Raw genomic sequence first — 21,407 nt, forward strand, 5'->3', positions numbered from 1 at the left:
ACGCTCACAAGCCTTCGCTCCGATACCGACCGTTGTGCTCGGCCCCGACGTGATCACCGTGCCGCACTCCTGCTCCGCATCGCCGGTCGCGACGCCTTCGGAGCCGTGGGCCAGGGCCGCGGACAGCCGACCCGGGCCCTGGCGCACAGCACCGCGCCGATCGACACCGCACCGGTGTCGCGACCGGTCAGCCGTTCTTGGCCGTGTCCGCGTCCGCGGCGGCCGCCGCGCTCTCGGCCGCGTCCACCTTCTGCTGCATCTGTTGCATCTGCTGCTGTGACATGCCGGGTGAGCTCGTGGTTGCCGCGGGCATCCCGGAGGCCGCAGAAGGAGACGAGGCCGAGGGCGTCGCCACCCCCGCCGCAGCGGCCGAGGAAGCCGCCGGGCTCACCGGCGCGGCGGCCTTACCGCCGTTGGGGCCGCAGCCCGTGAGGGCGGCCACACCGGCCACCACCACGATGGCGAGGCCGGCCGGAGGACGAAGGTTCACCCCGCGTCCCCGGTACCGCTGCCCTCGGAGGAGCCCAGGCCCTGGGAGGTGCACCAGGTCTCCACCGACTTCAGGTCCTGCTGCCGCTGCTGGAGCATCGGCACCAGGCTCTTGCGGAAGGTGAGCCGGTCGTTGAGATACGTCTCGACAGCCGTGTCTCCCTTGGCCTGGGCCACGTCCACGCGCTTCTGCAGTCGTGCGATCGACCCGCGCGTGGTGGCGTTCCCGTCCAGCCGCGTCAGGGCCCGGGTGATGCGCTGCTCGATCCTGGGCACGCGCTTGCACAGGTGGGAGCCATCAGCACGGGATGCCGTCGGCGACGCGGCGGGCGACGCCGAGTCACCGGCGGTGCTTGCCTCGGCGGGCGACACGGCGCCCAGCAGGCATGCGGCCAGGGCGGCTCCCGTAACGACGGTGCCGATCCTGCGTGTTGTCCTCATGTCGAGGTTCTCCTCCACTCTCTGGATCCCGGAGCCGCGGTGGTCCGTGCACGGCACGGCGCGGGCCGGCTGAGCCGGAGGGTAGGAGTCGTCTTTGTGGTTTCTATGTGTGTCCGCCGCTCCCGGCGGACGACCTCCGTGGCACAACGGGCAGCGGTGGGCCTCGGACACATTCGGTCCTCGTCCCGCGCAGCACCGCTTCCGGTGCCGCGGTTTCTCGGACGAGACAGGGGAGCTTTGACGCGGCCGTTTTCGCAAGACGGAAACCCGATCAGTGGAACCACGTATTCGGACCACGTATTTCGGCTGGACGGGCTGCTGCCCGGGGGCGGGTGTTCGCGCGAGCCATACGCTGTGGCGGTGAACCGACTGACTTCCGACGCGGAGTTCCGGCTGCTTCTGCACGCCTATGGAGCAGCCGTCGACACTCCGGGACACCTCCGTGCCCTGACCGCCGGTGACCCGGCGGGCCGCGCGGCGGCGATCAATCACCTCAATTCCGCGATCCTGCACCAGGGAACCCCCTGGACGGCTACCGGACCGGTGGCCGAGCGCGTGTCCGCCCTGATCCAGCGCGACGCCATCGAGGACACGGCGACCCTGGCCGCGACACTGTGCTTCCTGGGCGACGTCGCCGAATCCGCCGCAGTCGACACCGACGGCCTGGAATCCCTCGCCGCACCCGCCGGCCGGGACATCGATGCCGACCTGGCCACCCTGCTGACGTCGTGGGACGACAACGAGTCCGACTACGACCTCCTCTTCGAGGACGACGACCTCGCCGAGGCCCTGATGGCCCGCGCCTACCTCGGCTGCCGCGCCGCTCTGCCCGCCCTCGCGGCCGCCGCCCTGCATGCCCGGACCCACCCCGACGTCCAGGTACGCACTGCCGCGGCCGAGATGGCGGCCGTGGTCCGGGCGGCCGCCGCGTTCCCCGGACGGCACAGCAGGGCCGGGCAACCGAGCTGACCGCAGCCGTCGACGACCGGCTCCGGCCGGCAGTCGGCCTCCCGGCCGTCGCTCACCAGTCCCGCGTGGCGATCAACTGCTCCACGTCGGCGTCCGCGAACCCGTAGGCGGATGCGACGAACCAGAAGTCCTCGGCGATCTCCTCCCGCGCAACCGTCTCGATCTCACTTCCGGCCGCCTCGAACTCGGCCTGCAGCCGGTTGAAGTCCTCCGTCGCGGACTGGGTGAGCACGTACAGGGCTGCCAGGTCCGGCGGCTGCTCGGCCTCGATCCGCTCGCACAGCCGCAGCAGGATCGCTCTGCCCTTGTCGACGACCTCATCGGGGTAGTACCCGTCCGCGTACAGGTGCCGCAGAAACGCGTGCCCTGCTGCCTGGTGATTCGTGATCGGCATGGCGTCTTCCCAACCTCTTGGACAACCGACGCGCCGATCATGCATTACGCCACTGACATCGACGGTGCCGGGCAGGTTCCGGTCGTCGTGGCCCTGCCGGTGACGGGCGTCCCGCCGGGTGCGTCTCGCTTGTGGCCTTGTCGGCCGGCGAAACGATTCCGCGTCGCCAAGCCTGCGGCGCAGGGGTCACGCCCCTTCAGGCGCCGCGAGGGTTTCGTACGAGAAGAAGCAGCCGCTGAAGGGACAGAGCCAAGGTTCTGCCCCTCCGAACTGCGGCGTCTGCGTCTCCTCCGCCTCCAGCATCTGCAGTGCGTCAAGAGTGGTGCGCATCGTTCCTCCCGAGGTTGTTTTCTTTCCAGACCGGCCCCGGCGGTATCCGGAACCGGAGTGCGAGATGTGCGCCGACGTCAGGGCGGCACGGGATTGAGAGTCGGGGCGTCGCAGCGGTGGGGGCGAGGGTCCACCCGTCGCGTTCGATACGCCGCGTGTGGAGGCAGGCGGCCGGGACGAGCAGGAAGTCGCCGTCACCGGCCAGTCGGTGGCAGACGGACGTTCCGTTGCCCTGGGACGGCTCAAGAGGTCGGATGGGCTGCTGCGGGAATCCCTCAGGGGCAAGCCTGGCTGTCCCGGCGCCGCTGTGCGGCCTACCACGGGGGCGGACAGGTACGGACCTCTTCAGGGGACGTGGAATACGCCGCACCTGAAACCCGCGTGCTCGTCTCATCCGGAGAGCACACTCAGGTGCGCGACGCTGGTCAACCCGGTTCGACGACGTCGCTCCCGAAGCGGCTGCTGCGCCCTGGGGCTGTTCGGGCCAGTCCTGTGGTGCCGTCTCGCTCCGTGCGGGGAACGGCACCACAGATACTCACTACCGGCCAGCCGTGCATCAGACTGTGATCACGCTTGGCACAGCCGGTCTACAGCGCCTCAGGACCTCAGGCCGGCAGGATGGACGCCCAGCAGCTGGTATAGGTGCAGGAAACGGCGTCCGGTTCGCCGTGCGGCACCGCTTCCTCCGCCTCCAGCATCTGCAGTGCGTCAAGGGTGGTCGGCGTCATACTTCCTCCAGGGGTGTTGCGTTCTCTTGTTCCACCGGTCCTGGCCAGTTCCAGGACCGGAGTTCGATGTGCGTCGACGTCAGGCGGGGACGGGGGCGCGGATGGGGGCGGCGCAGCGGCTCTCTCAGCCGTCGACGGTCAGCAGGCGCGGCCCGCCGTGCCGTAGACGGAGCAGGAACCCGAGGACGCCTGCGAGACCGACGCCGTAGTCGACGTGGACGGCCGTGCCCGACTCGTCGGGGACGAGGGTCCGCCCGTCGCGTTCGGTGCGCCGCGTGTAGAGGCAGGCGGCCAGGTCCTCGGCCCACTCGCGGTAGGGCCCTCCGACCGCCTCGGCCAGGTCGAGCAGGAAGTCGCCGTCACCGGCCAGTCCGTGACAGACGGACGTTCCGGCGGTCCACCGGGCCCGGTGCACCGCCTGCGCCGCCGCCTCGGCCAGTTCCCGGGCCTGCGGGTCACCTGTGGCACGCCACAGGTCGAGCAGAAACGTACCCACCCCGGACGCCCCGTTGCACAGGTGGTGGAGCATGCCCCGACCGGGCCCGTCCGAGAGGTCCGTACGCCAACGCGCCCCCCAGGGGCCGTACTCGGCCTCCTCCTTGAGAGTCTGTCCGGCGGCACGGGCAGCTCGCAGGTACTCCCCACGGCCGGTCGCTGCCGCGGCAGCCAGCAGGAAACAGCCGACGCCGGCGACACCGTGGGCGTACCCCAGGTGGGTGCCTCCGGCCAGCAGGGAGTCGAAGTCGGGTGGGACGCGCCAGACCAGGCCCTCGTCATGCGGCTCCGCCGCCGCCAGGATGCCGTCGGCGCACTCGGTCGCCCGGGCGAGGAACTCGGACCGCCCGGTCGTGCGCCAGAACCGCAGTTGGGCCAGCCCCGAGCCGGCGGCCCCGTGGAACACGTCCGGGTTGGGCCAGCGCACCGGCAGCGCCAGGGCGAGCTGCACCGCACGCTCCGCGAGTTCGTCGTCCTTCAGGTACCGTGCGGCCTCGTGCAGTGCCCAGGCGGTTCCCGCCCGGCCGAAGTACAGCCCGGGGAGCAGCGTCGGCGCGTCGTGGCTGCGGGCGTCGGTCCATGAGGCCACACGGTGCACCGCCGTCCGCAACTCCTCCCCGCCGAGCGCCTCACCGGCACGGACCAGTACGCCGAGCACCCCCGCCGCGCCATGATGGACGGCGCATGCATCGGTGCCCTCTCCTGACGGGGCGCTGGGCCACAGCCGGTCGGCGGTGTCCCCCGCCATGCCGGCGACGATGTGGGCGAGTCCGTCGTCGATGAGCTCGTCCCGAAGCGTGGGGCCGAGCCGGAACGGAGCGGTGACGACCGGCGGCGGGACCGGGCCGGCCAGCAGTGTCCTGAGCTGCTGCGGTGACCAGCGACGCGCCGGTTCCGGGTCGCACAGGCCGCGTACCGCCGGGGCCAGCAGGCGCGCGGCGGCGTTGCGGCCGGCGACGGCGGAGAGCACCGCGTCCAGCCGGTCGGCGGCCGACCGGGGATCGCCGTGGTCCATCACGAGCGCCGTGTTGGCGCCGGTGGCCAGGTGGAAGAGGACGGCCCCGAGCGAGAACAGGTCGGCCGCCGGGCCGGGCACCGGGCCGTACGCGGGCCCGAGGACGTATTCCGGCGCCGCGTAACCTCGGGTGTACATGCGGTGGCCCCGCTGTCCGGGCCGGGCGACGAGTTCCGGGTCGATCAGATGCAGGGCGCCGTCGGGGGCGACCATGACGTTCGTGGGGCTGAGATCGCGGTACACCAGTCCTCTGCGGTGCACCTCGGCGACCAGGTCCGCCAGAGCGGTTGCGACCGGCACCAGTTCCTCGGCGGGCAGGCCGCTGTCGCGGTCCTCCAGCACGTCCCAGCGTTCCTGCAGCCGGCGGGCGAGCGTCGTCCCGGGCACCGTACTCTGGACCAGGAACAGGTCGCCGTCGTGCTCGAACAGTTCTACGAACTCGGCGCCCAGTCCCTCCAGGGCGACCAGTGCAGCCGCCTCCGCACGCATCCCGTCCCGCGCGTCGTTCCCGGTGAATCCGGCTCCCACGTGCGGCCTGGCCTGCTTGATCACGACCTCCCGCGCCGTGGTCCGGTCCGTCGCGCGGTACACACCGCCGCGCGCCGAGTGCCGGATCGCCCCCCGGACGGCGTACCGGCCGTTGAGCAGCACCTGCCCCGGCTCCGCCCGCGTGCGGTCCGGCACCGCGGCCGGCTCGGGGAACGGCGGCTCGGCCCAGGACGGCGGGCAGAACCACGGCTTGCGGACATCGCGCACCGTGCTGCCGTCCGGGGCGCGCAGCCGCCGTTCCGTCATCCCCTCGTTGGTCCAGTGCCTGATCCCGTGGAAGACGCCGTAGCGGTAGTGCACCAGGCTGTCCGTGTGGTAAGGGCGGTCCGACGGGACCGCAGGGCCCGGCAGGCCCGCGGTCGCCGTGTCCAGCGCTTCGGCCAGCTCTCGCAACTCGGCGTCGTCCCGCGGATAGACGGTGATGAACTTCCCGCACTGCACGCGGTCCGCGCGGATGGAGGTGAGGGTTTCCACGTGCGTCGTCCGGGCCGCGAACTTGAACGGCGTCCGCCGGCCGACGAGTACGCACGCCGACCGGTACAGCACCTCGGGCGCCGACAGCGGGGTGGCCGACAGGTGCAGCTTCCAGCCCTGGACCCGGGGAGACGCCTCCGCCGGGTGGGCATGGCACCAGAAGTCGTCCTCGACCAGGGACCAGTCGGCCGCGCCCTGCTCGGAGAGCACCGACCGTACAAGCACCTGCAGAGGAAGTGCCATCAGGCGGAGTCCCTTCTCAACAATTGACGCGTGCACAGGTCGCGTGCGTCGAACGACGGGCCGAGAGCAGGGCCGCGGACGACCTGAGCGCACTCTCCCAGCGCCACGACGCCCATGCCATCCAAGGAATCACGTATCTGCTTACGTAGGGAGCACGAACGGGGCGCGACGACGGACTCCGGTGCGATGCTCCACCCACCGCTGCCGGACGTGCGGGCACGGGCCGGGCCACCGGTCTCGCGGGTCGTGTGCGGCCTGGACGACCGTGGAACCGCGTCGCGTCCCCGGTGCCCCGGCGGCCCCGGCGCAGCCGGGCGGTGATCCGCGCGTCGGTCGGCATTCTGCTGCCGGCACTTCAGGTGAACGACTGATCACACTTGGCAGTGCCCAGGTGCCCGACCCAGGGGTGAAGCCTCATGTGCAGGTACAGCGCCTGCCAGCACAGCTCTGACTCCCGCCTGGAACCGACTGGAGGAGTCCAGTTGGATGAGGATTTCAGCAATGTGGCGTCGACACGTACGAAGCGAGATACCGAGTCGTCGTGCCACAGCCTCGTCCTTGGCTCCCTCGGCCAGCAGCAGGATGATTTGTTGTTTGATCTCGGTCTCCGCCGTACCCAGGGTCGGCGCCAGCTCTCGCCCGCCCCCCGCATGGGCCCATGCCGCCTCGAAGAGTTGCATCAGCTGCCCTACGACAACGGGATGCTGGACCAAAGTGACGTCCGCCAGCCGATCCACGCCAAGGTGGGGAATCAAAGCCACATTTCCATCGATGATTATCATCTCGTTCGAATCGCCCCACATGGTCTTCACCGAGAGGCGGGTGCGTCCGGAGCGCGGTGCCACTGCTGAGCGGCTGACCAACTCATGCGTCCAGACCGATGGATTGGCCTGCATCACCTCCCGGACCTCTTGACGTTCCAGGAGGGCGGTGCCCGCAGGACGGATGTGCGAGATCTTTCGGGCTCCCCGGGTCAGTGAGTCGACAAGGACACACACCGCCTGCTCGCGCGTCAGCACGGCGAGCCCCGGCTCGGGGCAGCGCGGCTTCCTCTCCGCGGCAGCCGTGAGCTGCTCCTGAACCCCTACCAGGTCAGCTTGCCATCGCTCCACCTGCGCGGAGATGACTGCCAGGCGGCGCGTCGCATCGACCATCGAATCGTTCGTTTCAGTGACCGGACTCTCGAAATGCTCAATCAAATTCGTCACATCTCTCCCGACGTGCGAGTGCTGTGCATGTCCTGAAACCGGCCGTCGAGAAACCCTGTGGGACGCGACCCCTTTCGGTCCGCGGCACCAGCCACCTGCCGGAGGGGTCCTCCGGCCACATGCTCAAGGCACATGTCGGCGTCGACCGGATGTACGTTGCGCAAGGTCGATCAGGGGCGGCCCTTATGCAGCACCACTGAGTGTCGAGTGGGCCGTTGGCGTAGACATCCGAGAATCCACGTATTGACATACCGAGAGGTGTCCCGGACAGGGCCGATCCACGCGGTGCTCACAGCAGTGGTGCCGCCGTTGTGTGATGTGTCCGCCTCGTGGTGGAAGAAGGTGCGCGCGCAACGTGCCGCCGTGGACTCGGTGGCCGACCGGCCGACGATCCAACCCGGTATCAGCCTTCGATGACGACCGGTGCCGAACGCGTCAGTGGGCAGAAGGCAGGAGCGAAGTTCGATGCGCAGCACCTCACTCAAGAGGGGTTACGTCTCCAGCGGAGCGCAGTGGGATGCGCCGGAGCCGTTGGACCCTGACACCGCGGCTCGTTCGCCGCAGAAGACCTCAATGTCGAGGGGCTTCATCAGCCCGCACAGCTCCAGGTCCGTGCAGGTGACGGCACGGACGCCGGTGGGGCCGCCCCACGGCCGCATGATGATCTCCTGGTCGCGGGACGGAGCGTCCGGTGGGCCGACCTCCTCGAACTCGCGCAGCCGGCTGCGCGAGGCGCACTGGCGCAAGCCGACCACAAGCATTTTGGGCTGCGCGTGTTTTGCGTCCCAGCGACTGCGTAGGCGGGCCTGCCCCGGACGGGTCGAACCGTCGTGTCCGCGGGACGGTCTTCCCACCAGGCGGCGTAGCCGATCAAGGCCCGGGAGGCGCCGGCCACCGCCGCAGCGACGGGGTCCTGAGGCTGCCCGTGGAGCTGACGGCAGGTCAGCCGAGCCCGCGTCCCCGTGGCGTGGCCGGCGCGTGACTTATGGAACGTCTCGAGCAAGGTCGCCCACACCACGAGGCGCGACACGGCGGTCCGCCGGTTCCCGCGGTGCCGCGGCGCTGTCGAGCAGGGCCAGCAGAAGCGCCGCGATATGGGCCTCACGTCCGGCGCCGACACCCAGCCGATTGGCGGTCATGTGAACGTGGGATCCGAAGACGCCGAGAGCCCGCTCGGGACCCAGTTCCGTCGTCCATGTGCGAAGGGCCGAGCGCAGAGGCTCCGTCCAGGGGGCCCACCGCGGGTCACCCGCCAGCAGGGATTCCGAAAGGGACGAGCCCAGCGCTCCGAGGGCAGCACGCTGTTGCGCGGCCCGTTCGGTCAGCGCACGGATGTTCCGTTCGGTCTCGTCGGCCGAGGTGCCCTCGGGTTGCGTCCACTTCAGCCACAAGTCCCGTTGCGCGGTGAGGAAGCGCAGTCGGTCCACCGATGGTGACCCGGCCGCCAGGACCGAGCAAGCGGCCGCGGTGGCTTCCAGGCCTGATGCCAGTCCGTGCCGTGTGCCGGATCTGGCCCGGCAGACGCTGAGCGCGACCCGACTGGAGTGGTGGAACAAGCGCTCGGACTCCGCGATGAGGTGGCGCCCCCCGTAGCGTTCGTATTCCGGCTCATACGTCGCCCGCCGGACACCCGGCGGCACGAGTTCCCCCGCGGCCAGTGAAATCCCGCCTTCCCCCGCTCTCGCGACAGGATCCACGGCACGCTCGTAGGCCTTCTGGTTGAGCCGTTGGGACTGCGGGATCGCCCGGTCGAGCCGATCCAGACGATCGGTCAGCAGCGCTTCCGTCCGGTCGGCCTCCGCTTCCGTCAGCTCGCCGATGCGCAGGCGTACATGCGGCCCGTACTGCCAGTAACGGATGAAGAACCAGGGCGGACCGCCCGGCCGCAGCAGCCCGATCTCGTCTGCCAGCGGTCCGACGACTTCGGTGACGACCTCGTCCAGAGCCGCAGGGGCGAACGTGTCGACGTGCAGGTGCCAGCTGCGCCAACTCTTCGTACGGGGACCCTCCGTGCCGTTCATACTCATGTCCTCAGATCCAGCATCGGTTCCACGAACCGTGAACGCCCGCATGTCACGGTGAACACCGGGACCAGTTCCCGTGGCAGGCCCAGGACATGCTGGAGCCGGTACTCCTCGAAGGAGCGGGCGGGGCGGGCGAACAGGCCGTGCGCGGCGGCTGCGCTGGTGAGGCCGTGCGAGACCCAGCCGCACCACAGCTGGAGGAGTGACCAGCCGCTCGGTCCGAACTCGTCCAGAATCGCATCGATGTCGGCCGAGAACACCCACGTCGCATTGGCATGCCGCAGCCCACAGTCCCAGAAGGGCGTCAGTGGATAGCCGAATCCGTCCTGGAGCCTCTGCATCAGCTCCGGTTCGGCCCGGTCCAGCTCCAGGCGCCCCTTCACCAGGGTGTAGCGGCCGGTGGCAAGCCCCGCCAGACGCTGAACCGCCACGGTGACCCGGACCCTGCGGCCCACCTCGGCGAGCAGCTCTGCGGGAGCGGGCTGACCGAACCAGGCCAGCATGTCGTCCAGGCAGTCCCGGCCCAGGGTGGCCGGTCTGGCGGAGAATCCCGCGAGCTCGGCCGGGACCCGTCCCGCGGTTCGGTTCCACAGTGCCTCGCTCCAGCTCAGCTGTGCTGTTCCCGAGGCACGGACCGGCAGGTCCGGTATCCCCCGCACCGATGCGGAGGGGGCGCAGGACAGACTCATGAGCGGTGCCGCTGTACGCGTGGCCTCGTGCACGGACTCATGCCGTGAATCCTCGTACAGCCGCGTGTCCGCTTCGCCGTATTGCAGTACATCGCCTTCCCCCGTGCCGGCCAGGTTGCCGCTCAGGCATATCGCGCCCGCACCCTCGACCGTCACCACGAGGGGCGGTGACCAGACTCCGGGGCCGCTGCCGGCGAGTAGGTCACCGGCGGCGGTGGCGTCCGCACCGTCGAGCCGCAGCCGTACCCGCACGTCTAGCAGGTCCGCAGCGACATGCAAGCTTCGCAGGGCGATCCCCAACTCCAGGAGACTCAGCGGGCACCGCACCAAGCCGTACTGGGCGGGCAGGTCGGTGTACCGTGCCGCCAGCATCACGGTCGCATCGCCGGCGGCGGGCAGCAGCGCGGCGGCCTCGCTGTCGGCCGTGACCGTGCCGGGGATGGCGACCAGGGCGTGGCGGTAGAGATCCAGGTAGGCGAGTGAGCCGTCGGACGCCAGCACGAACGCGTGCACCGGAAACTTGCAGCGCACCGATGCAACGGTCCGGTGGTCGTTGAAGCGGTTGGAGGGCTCGCGTCGCTGGAGGCCCAGGGCTGCGACGAGCAGGTGCCCCAGGCGGTCTTCGTCCGAAGCGTCCGGGAAAGCCGGCGTCCGCGGGTACGGCGTCCCGGCCAGTAGCCTGAAGGTGCCGGACGGCAGCGGCAGTCCATGAGGGCCACGAGCTGCGGCAGGCGGCACGTTGGCTGTGGTCGGGATCGAGTCGTCCACCCGGCTGAATTCGTCGAGCCTGCCTCGCCAGGGGCCCTGCCGATACGCGAACAACCGGACGTCGGCCGTCGTCATCAGTGGTGTCGTTCCTTTCACGTGCCGGTGGTCGGGGCAGCCGGAGCCCGGCCTTCGAGATGTGCTCACGGAAACGGGTGCGGGTCGAACGGGAACTCCTCGTCCCGCGGTGGTGTGCCGCGCACCTCGGTGATGGCCGCGGCCAGCCGGGGGAGGCCGGCAAGACGTTGCTGTGCCTGCCCGAAAGTTATGGGCAGGATTCCGGGTACCACCGCCTTGACCGCGGAGAGCCCGGCGGCGGTGTGCTCGGGCGTGGACTGCTCCACCACTACGATCTGGTCCAAGCCGGCCTTTCGGAAGAGTCCCGCGACGAAGCGCAGCGCCTCGGTGACATCCCCCTGGGCCGCGGCGGTGAAGTCCTCGGGCCACCCGGGGAATCCCTCGGCGATCTTCACCTCGGGGCCACCGAGCACCGCGGTCGCCCGTGGAAGAAGCTCGGGATACGCATAACGTCGGTGGTGGTCGAGGAGTTCGTCGACCAGCCAGGGGTCGGCGACCACGGGCCGGAGCTCCTCGGCGTCCCAGTTCAGCCCGAAACCCACTAGTTGGGACAGCTCCCAGAGGGCGGCCTTCGCGGCGTGTACGGGATCGGCGCCGGAGCCGGCGGAGTTGAGGCAGGCGGGGATCCGGCCGTCGCGTGCCACGGCCATCGCCCAGACCACCGGGACGGTCAGGTCCGCGGTGGCGACCAGCAGGTGGAGTTCGTACCCGTGGTCCTGGATCTGGTGGATCAGCAGTCGGCACTCCTGATCGGCTATGTCGTCGAGGCGGATCCGTGGCAGCGGCCGGCGTCGGTGCCACGCGAGCAGAAAGGCGTCACGCTCGGCCAGCTCGAACAGCGAGTGCAACGTGGCCTCTTCATAGCTCCCGCCAAGAGCACTCCCACTGGAGGACTCGGCGAAGAAGTGGATCCTCCTGGCGTGCTCGGGCGCGTCCGAGATCACCGGGTAGCGGTATTGGTAGAAGCCCAGCTCGGCCGGGACCAGCAGCGGTTGCCCGCTGTGGAGCTGGTGGCCCCACACCCAGTCCATCGGGGTGTCGTCGTCGAAGGGACGCAGGAGGCTGAGGGGAGAGGCCATCTGCCGGGCCGTGTAGTGCCCCAGCCTGGACACGTCGATTGCCCGGTCCTCCAGTTGACGCACGGTGGCGTCGAAGACGATCGGGGCGAAGTACGGGTAGCCGCCGCTGCGCTCGAAGGCCTCCAGACAGCCCACCGCCTCAGCGTGCCGGAACGTCGCTCCGCGTCCGTGGCCGGCGAACTGAGCTCCCAGCAGGTCGGTCTGGGCCATGGCCATACCGGCACGGCCGAACCGATGCATGGAGACCACCGGGCCGAACCGGGCGTCGACCAGTGCATCACGCATGCGGTCCGGGTCCATTCCGAAGGGCGGCTGCCCCCGGTCCGGCACCGGCGCCGTGGTCGGACGCGGGACGAGCGGACGGGGCGGGGGCGGTTCGATCGGTGTGCCGACCCGCAGGCGTGGACCGCCACCGCATATCTCGCACCGGAAGCTCGGCAGCACCCTGTGCCGACGAAGGTCGCCCGTCGGTGTGAGCGTCAGCAGTTCACCGGCCGCGAGAAGGGGCTGGTCCTGGTGGAGCAGTTCGGCCAGGAACTGCCGGAGGGCGGGTGAGAGGACCGCGGGTCCCGTGCGCGGCCCCGTGGGCGCGGGCAGGTCGGGTTCGTCTGCTTGGCCGGGAACGGGACGGGAGGGGGTCGGGGCATGCCCTGACGAGGAGCGGTCGGTGTCCCGGATCTGTGCGCAGCCCGCGCAGCCCGACGTGCCGTCGGGGGTCCACAGCGGCCCGACCACGACTTCCGTGGGTGTGGCCCGGACCGACAACAAGGCCGTGCCACGCTCACGGGCGCTCTCCAGGGCGTGCCGCTCCCAGCGCGCGTCGTACGCTCCGGACACGGCGACAAGTTGTTCGTCCCGCAGCCGTGGCCAGTCCAGCTCCAGGAGGTTCGCGGGAGCCTTGGGGCCGGGCAGCACCTGGGAACGGCGCACGTCGCGGCCCGGCCCCGATGAGAGGCCGGAATGCCCGCTCCCCGCGCCGGCCGGCGCATGCGCGCGCGTGGCCACCGGTTCGGGCCGAGAGCCGAAGCCGCTCATCCCAGCCTCACCCAACCACAGGAGAGCGGCAGTTCCCCGATGGCTTCGTCATGGGTCAGCTGATGAGCGCTTGGTTTCCTTCCCGTCGACGCGGCCACGTCGAGGAGTTGACGCAGACAGTTTTGAACATGACGCACCGGGGTGGCCTCCAGCGCCCATGTTCCGACGGCCTCCGGCGGTAGCACGGGGGCCTGCGGCGCGGTCTTCCGAGCCGCCTGGAACTGGGCGCGGGCCGTGGCGGCGAACAGAGCCGCCTGTGCGGCGGCGGCCGGGGTCGGTCCCCACTGGCTGGCCAGTACCTCGCCTGTGCTCTCCTCGACCACGCTGGCCAGGCGCCAGTCCAGCCCGGGCAGCGTGTGCAGGCGGAGTCCGGCGTGAAGGCCGAAGTAGTCCCTCAGAAGGCTCCAGAACGTGCGAGCCGAGCCGTTTGCGAGTTCTTCCCAGACCATGGGGGTGGCTGACGACTCGCCGAGAACGCGGCGCCCGACCTGCCGCAGCAGGCCGTCTGCCAGCCAGTGAACCGGGGTGAGCCCCGCGGCCGGGCAACCGTCTTCGTCGGCCGGGCTCGGGTTCTGGGCGGTGTGGTGACGCAGTACGGCGAGAACCGCTGAGACGCCGGCGGCGGCGCGATCGGAGCCCCAGCCCAGGAAGTTCGGGCGCGGGGCCTCGGTGAGGACGCCTGCCACCGAGTCAGCCGTCCGGGCGGCAGCGGACCCGGGGCCGGCCACCAACTCGACCGTGACCAGACTCGCCGGCAGTTGCGGCAGATCGAGGTCGGCATTCCAGTGCGCCAGACCTGTCCACCGTGTCGTGAGGTCTCTGGCGAGGCGGGGAATCTCCTGCGGATCGACGGGGCTGTCGTCGTCGACGGTGACGGCCGTGTCGGCCGCGGCGACCGGCTCGGTCGCCGCGGCCGACACCTCGACGACGTCGACCGATCGCCACACCCTTCCCCGGGTGGGCTCCGGCAGACGTATCGGACGGGTCTGCACCGTGCGGCCATGCACCAGCAGAGCGGTGCGCGGGTCGTTCTCGGTTCCGGCCAGCCGAGCCAGCACCGCCTGCGCGGCGAGGGCCCCCGCCAGAACGGCGCTGAGGGGCCGGGGAGCCTCGGTCGCCGCCCCGGCTCGCTGCCAGTCGGCGGCGCGGGAGCGGACCGCCTGGAACGACCGCAACTCGTCCAGGTCGGCACAGACCGGTCCGACCAGTGCGAACGTCGCCTCGGCCACGACCGGGAGTACCGGGACTCCCAACGGAACGGACTCCGCTGCGGCGACCAGATCCAGTGGGTTGTCGCAGTCGTCGGTCAGCACCACCACCGAGGGCCGTGCCTCCCCGCCCGGCGGCGTAGGCGAATCGTCCGTCACACGGCCCGTGCCGTTCGCCGCCAGCCCGCGGAGCGCGGCGTCGGCGGCTGCGCCGGCGCCCGCGACCGCCACCCAGGCGGAGCGCACCGCGGCAAAGGCCCGGTACGGTTCGTCGCAGTGCGCTTCCAGATAGGCGAGCAGTTCGGCGTACCGCTCCGCGGTCTCCGCGTCCGGCACTGGGCCTTCGGCAGCGTCGATATCGATCAGGACGTCACGGTCCACCAGCATGCGCACGATGTGCTCGAAGACCGGTCGAGCCGCCTCATTACCCGCAGCCGCCACCAGGTCGTCCACGCTGGTGCCGTCGAGGAGAGCGTCCAGACGATCGTCGACGAGCGTGTACAGGGCCGGTGGGCCGGTCATGACGAACGACTGGCCGGCGCGGGACCAGTAGACCCCTTCTGGCACCGGTGCGCAGTGCGCGTCCGGGCGGAGTTTCACTCTCATGGTGTTCCCAACTGGAATCTGGCCCCGGCGGGGCGGTCGAATTCGATGAGCCACTCGAAGGCGTGGCGCCCTGGGCGAACGCCCGGGAGAGCCTCTTCGAAATAGCCCCCCGGAGCGCGGCGCCCCAGGAGACGCGGCAGAACCCGCACCGCCAGTGCGCTGGCCAGGTCGACGTACTGCGGTTTCTCCCGGCGCCGGGTCGACACGTAGTCGCGGGCCCATCCGTCGCGGTTGCCGGAGCCGCGCCGGAATTCACTCTTGATCAGCACTTCTTCGGGAACACCGTGCGCGGCCCTCCATGCCGTGAGGTCGACCAGATGGCCGGCCGGACCGTCCCCTCCGGGAGCGGAGGGGAAGTCGGCCCCGGGGTACCAGCGACGGCGTTGCAGCACCACGGAGCCGGCCGTCAACCGCGGTGTCGCCCTGGTGCGTCCGTCCGGTCCCGCTCCGCCTGCTGTCGCCACGTGGTCCTGGAGGAAGGTCTCGAACAGCACCCGGCCGGACTCGGCAAGCCACATGGCCAGCCGCAGTGGAGCCGGAAGCAGCTCCGACCAGCTCATGCCAAGCGATACCGGGCGTATCCGGGTACCTTGCGCGTCCAAGATCGCCAGTTCGTCCCTGTCGACGTCGTGCACCAGCCGGAATCCGATCCACTCCTCGGGGGTGATGGCCCGGTCCAGGAGCGGCAGCCGTTGATTGATGTTGGCGCGGTGCAGCCCGCGGTCCTCACACGGCTGGGCTCCGTCGGAGGAGAACAGAGCCGTCGTACGACGGGCGACCGAGTCTGCGGCCCCACCGCCGAGTTCCCGGTCCGAAGCCAGGAAGCGCGCGCCGAGCATGCCGTATCCGGGGTAACAGGCGTTGAGCACCAGTCGCCCGCCGACGGGCTGCACCAGCAGTCCGTACGAGGCGGACGACCGCCGGAATCGCTCGGGCAGCGGCGCGGTCAGCTCGGCCAGCCAGTCCGGTTCCAGGAGCAGTTCCTCGGCGTCCGGCTGCTCTGCGCCGTGCCGGGAAATCCGCTCGGCGATCGTGTCCGCTGCGTGCTTGCGCAGCTTCAGCAGGTGGGCCAGCGAACCGTCGGACGGCCCGAAGTCCTCTGCCGAGTCGAGAGTCAGCCTCTCCTCACGACCGACCACACCGGCAACGAGGTCGGCGGCGTGGTCGACCAACGGCACGGAGGCTCCCGATCCGAAGCGGTCGACGAACAGCGTGCACGCCAGCGCCCGCAAATGGTGGTGCATGTCGAAGAGCGAGGCGAACTCGGTGACCTTGGCCAGATCCTCGAAGGCCTTCTCGTAACCGGCCGCGGACACCTCGAAGGACTGGAGTACGTAGGCTTCGTTGACGTGCGCGGCGACCGGTCGGGAGCCGAGCGCGTTGATCCTTCGCTGCGCCGATTCCAGCCGCTGCAAGAGCGCGACGCGCTCCGGAACCGTGGCCGTGGGGAATAGGGTGAGGTCGGCGGATACCTGTCGCAGCTCGGCTGCGGCGACCGGGGCGCGTTCGAGCAGTAGTTGCTCGGCGACGGACAACGGATCTTCGGCCTGCTCGTCAATGACCGGTCCGGGGACCAGGATTTGGGTCTCGTACGCGCCACGCACGGTTCTTTCGGCTTCGTGTTCGGAGATCTCGAGCCGCTCCATCAGCGTCCGGCTCAGGCTGCGGGCCGGAACGGCCCCGAGCGCGGTCAGGTTGAGCAGAGTCCGCAGCCGGCCGGTAAGCGGGGTGGAGAGTATCCGCACCTGCGAGCCACTGTGGTGACGGAACTGCACAACGGACTGCGCGATGCGAAGCGACTGGTTCTGTCGCAGCGCAAAGCCGTCTTCCCAGGGATCGTCGGCGCCCTCGCCCCGGGCAGGGTCGCCTGGCAGCAGCCCCGAAACCAGGGTGGAGACCAACACCCGGTCCATCGACGGAATCGAGTGTGCTCGATGGCGCTGGAAGACGATCCGGTCGAACGCGGTGCCCTGTTCGGCCCAGGAGGCGAAGCCGACCGCCGTGAACCGAGTGAGGGGCGAGGTGCGCACCATGGCCCGGGTCAGGTGCTGCAGGATGCCCCGTTCCGACTTGCGGTCCTGCTTGGAGGGAGTTCCGGCGGAGCGCGCGTAGTGGCGTACGGCTTCGAAGACCCGGGGCGAGGTGAGGGCGAGCGAGAGTTGAAAGGGCTGCGATCCCACGGCCTCGGCCAGGGCGGCCCGCTCCCGGGCCAGGCATGTGTCGTATCCCGTCGTCAGTACGCCGCGGGCGAGGGCGTTGCGTTGCCATGCGTCCAGCCAGGCGGTGGTGGCGGCGGGCCATGCACGGCCACGTATCGCTGCGGCCGGCTGCCGGTGGTTGAAGATGGCTCGCTTGAGCTCCAGGACACGCTGCCGATCGCGGCCGGTGGCCTCGGCAGCGAGATCGTACAACTCGGCGCAGGCGGCCTCGCTGAGCGAGGCGCACACCCGCTCCGACTCGGCGAGGGCGCGTACTGCCTGGGTCAACTCCGGCGTGCCCAGGCGCCGGCCGGGCAACGGGTTGATCCGCAGCATGGGAGTGTCGGTCACGCTCTGGTGGGGAGTCATCGGGACGACACCGCCTCAAGCCGGGGCCGGACCGAAGACACGAAGGCGTCCAGGCTTCTTTGCGCATCCTTGCCGCCAAGCCCGCCGAAGTCGGTCTGCAGCAGCAGTACGTCCGGGTGAACCTGCTCCCGGAATCGGGTCAACGCTTCGGTCACTTGCTCCGGTGAACCCACCATGGCCGTACCGGACGCACGCATGTCCTTCGCGGTCATGGCGCCGACGGCGTGACCGAACCCGGTGTAGTGCGCGTAGTCGGACGACACCGTGTCGTCCCAGCTGCGCAGCGAGGCCGACCAGACCTCGATGTACCGGCTCAGGTGCGGGTCGGCGATCCGGCGAGCCTCCTGGGAGGTGTCGGCGATCAGGACCGGCACACTCGCGGCGACCTGGGGCTGCCGGTCCGGGTGGTGCCGTCGGAATGCCTCCCGGTACCTCTCCACGAGTGAGGCGTCGAAGGACGTTCCGGACGGCGTGATCAGCAGACCATGACCCAGTTCACCGATGCGGACGAAACTGGCGGGAGTCCGGACCGCGGCGATCCAGAAGGGCGGCCGGGGCCGCTGCACGGGCCGGGGCAGCACCGTGGCGTCACGGAAGGTGAAGAACGGGGTGGTCTCGTCCACATGCTCCTCGGTGAGCAACCGCTGCACCGCGTTCACGGTCGCCTCGAACCGGGCGCGGCTGCCATTCATCGGTACCTGGAATGTCTCGAACTCGTAGGGCAGATAGGCACGGGCGAATCCGACCTCGACCCGTCCGTTGCTGATGGCGTCCACCATCGCGATATGTGAGGCGAGTTGGACGGGGTGGTGGAACACCGGAAGCACGCAGCCGGTCATGAGCCGGATGCGGCGGGTCTGCGCCGCGACCGCGGCCAGGAAGGTGAGCGGGCTCGGGCAGTACCCCCCGTAGGCCTTGAGGTAGTGCTCGGTCATCTTCACGTAGTCCAGGCCGGCTTGGTCGGCCATCGCCGCGAGGGCGAGGACGTCGGTGTAGTAGTCGGACGGCGATCGGGTCGCGGGGGAACAGTCGGGCAGGAAGGACAGGCCGTAGCGCACGGAGGCCTCCTCATGGGACGGGCCGGTGGGAGGAGTCGGACAACGCTGGGTCAACGGTCGCGGTCAGGTCCGCGTCGTTGCGTCGGGAAGGCCGTCGCGAAGTCGCTCGAGTCGCACCGACCAGTCCTCGCCGAGGAGTTCGTCGGCCGCGGTGCTGATGCCGAAACAGAGGTAGTACCGCTGGATCGGCGTGATGCCGAGACAGCTCAGGGCGTTGTAGAGCACGTTGAGGACCATGCGGTGGCCAAGATGCCAGTAGGCCGGCTTGTGCTCGTGGAACCGGGCCAGACGAAACGCACGGTGGAACGGGCTGGGCACACCGTTGTCGAGTGGCTGCCTGCGTAGCGCCGACACCGCGAGTTTCTCCTCGTCCACGCTTCCGGACGCGGCCCACGCTGTGGCCATACCCCAGGCCGAGTGCAACGCTTCGTTCCAGGACTGCAGCAGTGCGCCCTCACCCTGGGCCGTCTCGGACCCGTCCGGCCCGGACAGTGCCGAGGTGAACACGGCGCGGTCCTGTTCGAATCGGTCGGAGAACGCGGTGCGCAGGTCGGCGGTTCCACCGGTGGCCGACCAGATCCCCTCGGTGTGCGAGCGCAGGGGGAGCGTGCCGAGGCCGACGCCGAAGGGGTGCGCGAGCGCACAGAGGGCCAGGATGCGCGCGGCGTGGGGCAGAAGAGCGGCCTCGGGGAGCATGGCGCTGCCCAGTGTCGGTTCCAGCAGGCGCCCGGCCAGCTGGTCACGGGCGTCCAGCAGTTCTTCGCTCCATCGCTCGGGCGTCTCGGCCGGGCCCACGATGACGTGCCCCTGCGGGTGCAGAGGCAGCAGTGGCGCAGAAAGAGCCTCCCAGGTGGCCAACTGCTCGGCGCGGGCCAGATAGTCGTGTTCACTCGGCGGTTCGGCGGCCAGCCGCGAGGCTGTGTGCCCCGCGACCACCGCGAAGTCCTCCAGGTGCACGGGTTTCCGGGCGAGTGACCGCACGGTGACGACCAGGTGCGTACCGTGCAGCCACCCGCGCCGGACGTGGACGAGAGGGATCCACTCGGACTTCAGCTCGCGTATCGGCTGCGCGAGCAACCCGAGCAACAGGCGCGGATCCGTCGAATAGTCGTAGACGTGAGCAGCCCAACCCGGTTCGAACTGACTCATCATGCCTCCAGGTATGAGACGCAGCTCCCCTGTCAGTGAACTGGAGAGGAGCCAGCGCAAGGGCCGGTCCGGTGGAACCGGACGAAGAAGTGACGTCGGCGTCAAGGCCATGAACGTCGGGAGCCGACGGCTATCGGCCCCAGATCCGCTGTATCAGCAGCAGGACGAGGAGGAGCAGGTGGACGAGCAGCAGGACGAGGCCATGTCGGTCCCCTCACCGATGAGGTCGTCCATGTCCTGCACGAATTCGACGTGTACGGAGGAGCCCATCTCGGGCATGCCCAGCGCGTCGGTGGAGTCGAGCACGGCCAGCGCGGTCACGTCGAAGGTGGCGAAGTCCACACTCATGGCGCACCATCACTTTCTCGGATTGTTGTTTGGCGGGAATGCGGGATCGTCGATGACTCCGAGCCGCATGCTCGGGAGTGGACCGGCTCTACGACGGGGCGTACCGCCGACCGAGCGACGACCCGCTTCCCTGGAGCGTTCGTCATCCTGCGGCTTGTAACCGGCGGGCAGCAAGAGATCCAAGTGGCAGCAAACTGCAGGCACGGTGAGTCGAACGCCCTTCTCACCGATCCAGTTGGCAACTTGCTGCAACGCCTGCCCGGCAGCGCCGTCAGGGCTGGACGGCGACCTCCGCGGCCGATGAAGCTGGCCCCCGCCGGCCCCAGCGAAGGGGACACAATGCGCCGCTGTGGCGCACCGGGGCCCGTAGCGGACGGGAAGAACCCCCGGACGCGACATGCCGCCGAGGAGCCGAAGATGATCAGCGCGCGCGGGCTCGCCCGCAGTTTCAAGACCCGGTCCGGAGTGGTGGACGCGGTCCGTGGAGTGGACTTCGAAGTCGATGCCGGCGAGATCGTCGGCCTCCTCGGACCGAACGGCGCGGGGAAGACGACCACGGTCCGCATGCTGACCACACTGCTCAGTCCCTCCAGCGGCACTGCCGAGGTGGCCGGCTACGACGTGGTCGCGGACCGCGACCACGTCCGTGCCCATATCGGCATGGTCAGTCAGGCGGGCGGTGCGGGCATGGACTACCAGGCCGGCGACGAACTGCGCACCCAGGCCAGGCTGTACGGGATGTCAAGAGCCGAGGCCGCCACCCGGGCACGGCAGCTGGCCGAGGAGTTCGCCCTGACGGATCTTCTGGGGCGCCAGGTCAGCAGCCTTTCGGGCGGTGAGCGTCGTCGGCTGGACATCGCGATCGGCCTGGTCCACCAACCACGCGTGCTGTTCCTCGATGAGCCGACGGCGGGGCTCGACCCCCAGGCACGGTCGAATCTGTGGCAACGCGTCCGCGGTTTGCGCGCACAGCACGGCATGACCCTGCTGCTCACCACGCACTATCTCGACGAGGCCGACCTGCTGTGCGACCGGATCCTGGTCGTAGACGGGGGCAGGGTCATCGCCGCCGACACACCGGCGGCCCTGAAGAGCGCGCTCGGCGGCGACCAGGTGGTCCTGGCCACCAGTCGGCCGGGCGACGCCGCGGGTATCGTCTCGCGTCTGTTCCCGGGCACGGATCCCGACACCCGGCCCGGTGTGGTGCACTTCCATCTCCGCGACGCCCAGTCCCACCTCCCGGAACTCCTGCGTGCCCTGGACTCGGCGGCGGTGGAACTGGATTCGGTGGCCGTCACCCGCCCGAGCCTGGACGACGTGTTCCTGAGCCTCACCGGTCGTTCGCTGAGCGCCGCGGGGACGGGAGAAGGCCCGCACACCTCCGGCCCCGCCCCGGAACCCACGCCCGCCGACACGCCGTAGACCGCAGACAACGCTTTCCGTCTGCGACCGAGGTACGTCCGCCC

General features: G+C 70.0%; 18 protein-coding genes. 2 read left to right on the plus strand and 16 right to left on the minus strand.

Going from position 1 to position 21,407, the window contains the following annotated elements; genetic code table 11:
- Window positions 1-187: 187 nt before the first annotated feature.
- A complete protein-coding gene (locus AC5WS8_RS35310) occupies window positions 188-490 on the minus strand; it encodes a hypothetical protein (protein ID WP_496107600.1) in 303 nt (100 codons plus the stop codon).
- On the minus strand, window positions 487-930 hold the full coding sequence (locus AC5WS8_RS35315) for a hypothetical protein (RefSeq protein WP_496107601.1): 444 nt from the start codon (window positions 928-930) through the stop codon (window positions 487-489). The genes AC5WS8_RS35310 and AC5WS8_RS35315 overlap by 4 nt, the downstream gene beginning before the upstream one ends.
- 360 nt (window positions 931-1,290) lie before the next feature.
- Here AC5WS8_RS35315 and AC5WS8_RS35320 point away from each other — a divergent pair, with 360 nt between their 5' ends.
- Entirely contained in the window at window positions 1,291-1,899 is a 609-nt protein-coding gene (locus AC5WS8_RS35320; RefSeq protein ID WP_496107602.1) for a hypothetical protein, read from the plus strand.
- Window positions 1,900-1,951: 52 nt separating this feature from the next.
- On the opposite strand, the gene AC5WS8_RS35325 is transcribed toward AC5WS8_RS35320, so the two are convergent.
- The 14 genes from AC5WS8_RS35325 to AC5WS8_RS35390 all read right to left on the minus strand — a co-directional run bounded on the left by AC5WS8_RS35325 (window position 1,952) and on the right by AC5WS8_RS35390 (window position 19,941).
- A complete protein-coding gene (locus AC5WS8_RS35325) occupies window positions 1,952-2,293 on the minus strand; it encodes a DUF5713 family protein (RefSeq protein WP_496107603.1) in 342 nt (113 codons plus the stop codon).
- A 186-nt stretch (window positions 2,294-2,479) separates the two neighbouring features.
- A complete protein-coding gene (locus AC5WS8_RS35330; RefSeq protein WP_496107604.1) occupies window positions 2,480-2,623 on the minus strand; it encodes a hypothetical protein in 144 nt (47 codons plus the stop codon).
- Window positions 2,624-3,228: 605 nt separating this feature from the next.
- Window positions 3,229-3,351, minus strand: a complete 123-nt coding sequence (locus tag AC5WS8_RS35335) for a hypothetical protein (RefSeq protein WP_496107605.1) — start codon at window positions 3,349-3,351, stop codon at window positions 3,229-3,231.
- Window positions 3,352-3,475: 124 nt separating this feature from the next.
- Window positions 3,476-6,127, minus strand: a complete 2,652-nt coding sequence (gene lanL, locus AC5WS8_RS35340) for a class IV lanthionine synthetase LanL (protein ID WP_496107606.1) — start codon at window positions 6,125-6,127, stop codon at window positions 3,476-3,478.
- 371 nt (window positions 6,128-6,498) lie between these two features.
- Window positions 6,499-7,335, minus strand: coding sequence for a helix-turn-helix transcriptional regulator (locus tag AC5WS8_RS35345; RefSeq protein ID WP_496107607.1), 837 nt, complete (start codon window positions 7,333-7,335; stop codon window positions 6,499-6,501).
- Between the two features lie 491 nt (window positions 7,336-7,826).
- A complete protein-coding gene (locus AC5WS8_RS35350; protein ID WP_496107608.1) occupies window positions 7,827-8,096 on the minus strand; it encodes a hypothetical protein in 270 nt (89 codons plus the stop codon).
- Between the two features lie 222 nt (window positions 8,097-8,318).
- The gene (locus tag AC5WS8_RS35355) at window positions 8,319-9,356 is read right to left on the minus strand and encodes a thiopeptide-type bacteriocin biosynthesis protein (protein ID WP_496107609.1); all 1,038 of its coding nucleotides are present in this window, start codon (window positions 9,354-9,356) and stop codon (window positions 8,319-8,321) included.
- 2 nt (window positions 9,357-9,358) lie between these two features.
- Window positions 9,359-10,891 (minus strand): hypothetical protein, encoded by a 1,533-nt coding sequence (locus tag AC5WS8_RS35360; RefSeq protein ID WP_496107610.1) that lies wholly within the window; start codon window positions 10,889-10,891, stop codon window positions 9,359-9,361.
- A 65-nt stretch (window positions 10,892-10,956) separates the two neighbouring features.
- Window positions 10,957-12,900 (minus strand): TOMM precursor leader peptide-binding protein, encoded by a 1,944-nt coding sequence (locus AC5WS8_RS35365; protein WP_496107611.1) that lies wholly within the window; start codon window positions 12,898-12,900, stop codon window positions 10,957-10,959.
- A gap of 101 nt (window positions 12,901-13,001) precedes the next feature.
- On the minus strand, window positions 13,002-14,819 hold the full coding sequence (locus tag AC5WS8_RS35370; RefSeq protein ID WP_496107612.1) for a hypothetical protein: 1,818 nt from the start codon (window positions 14,817-14,819) through the stop codon (window positions 13,002-13,004).
- Window positions 14,816-17,368 (minus strand): lantibiotic dehydratase, encoded by a 2,553-nt coding sequence (locus tag AC5WS8_RS35375; protein ID WP_496107613.1) that lies wholly within the window; start codon window positions 17,366-17,368, stop codon window positions 14,816-14,818. The genes AC5WS8_RS35370 and AC5WS8_RS35375 overlap by 4 nt, the downstream gene beginning before the upstream one ends.
- 14 nt (window positions 17,369-17,382) lie before the next feature.
- Window positions 17,383-18,444, minus strand: coding sequence for an LLM class flavin-dependent oxidoreductase (locus tag AC5WS8_RS35380; protein WP_496107614.1), 1,062 nt, complete (start codon window positions 18,442-18,444; stop codon window positions 17,383-17,385).
- A 63-nt stretch (window positions 18,445-18,507) separates the two neighbouring features.
- Complete coding sequence (locus AC5WS8_RS35385) at window positions 18,508-19,593, minus strand: hypothetical protein (RefSeq protein WP_496107615.1); 1,086 nt, start codon at window positions 19,591-19,593, stop codon at window positions 18,508-18,510.
- Window positions 19,594-19,746: 153 nt separating this feature from the next.
- On the minus strand, window positions 19,747-19,941 hold the full coding sequence (locus AC5WS8_RS35390) for a hypothetical protein (protein WP_496107616.1): 195 nt from the start codon (window positions 19,939-19,941) through the stop codon (window positions 19,747-19,749).
- A 417-nt stretch (window positions 19,942-20,358) separates the two neighbouring features.
- On the opposite strand from AC5WS8_RS35390, the gene AC5WS8_RS35395 reads away from it, so the two are divergent.
- A complete protein-coding gene (locus AC5WS8_RS35395) occupies window positions 20,359-21,363 on the plus strand; it encodes an ATP-binding cassette domain-containing protein (RefSeq protein ID WP_496107617.1) in 1,005 nt (334 codons plus the stop codon).
- The last annotated feature ends 44 nt before the right edge of the window (window positions 21,364-21,407 follow it).

Source organism: Streptomyces sp. PTL18 (genome assembly GCF_059510295.1).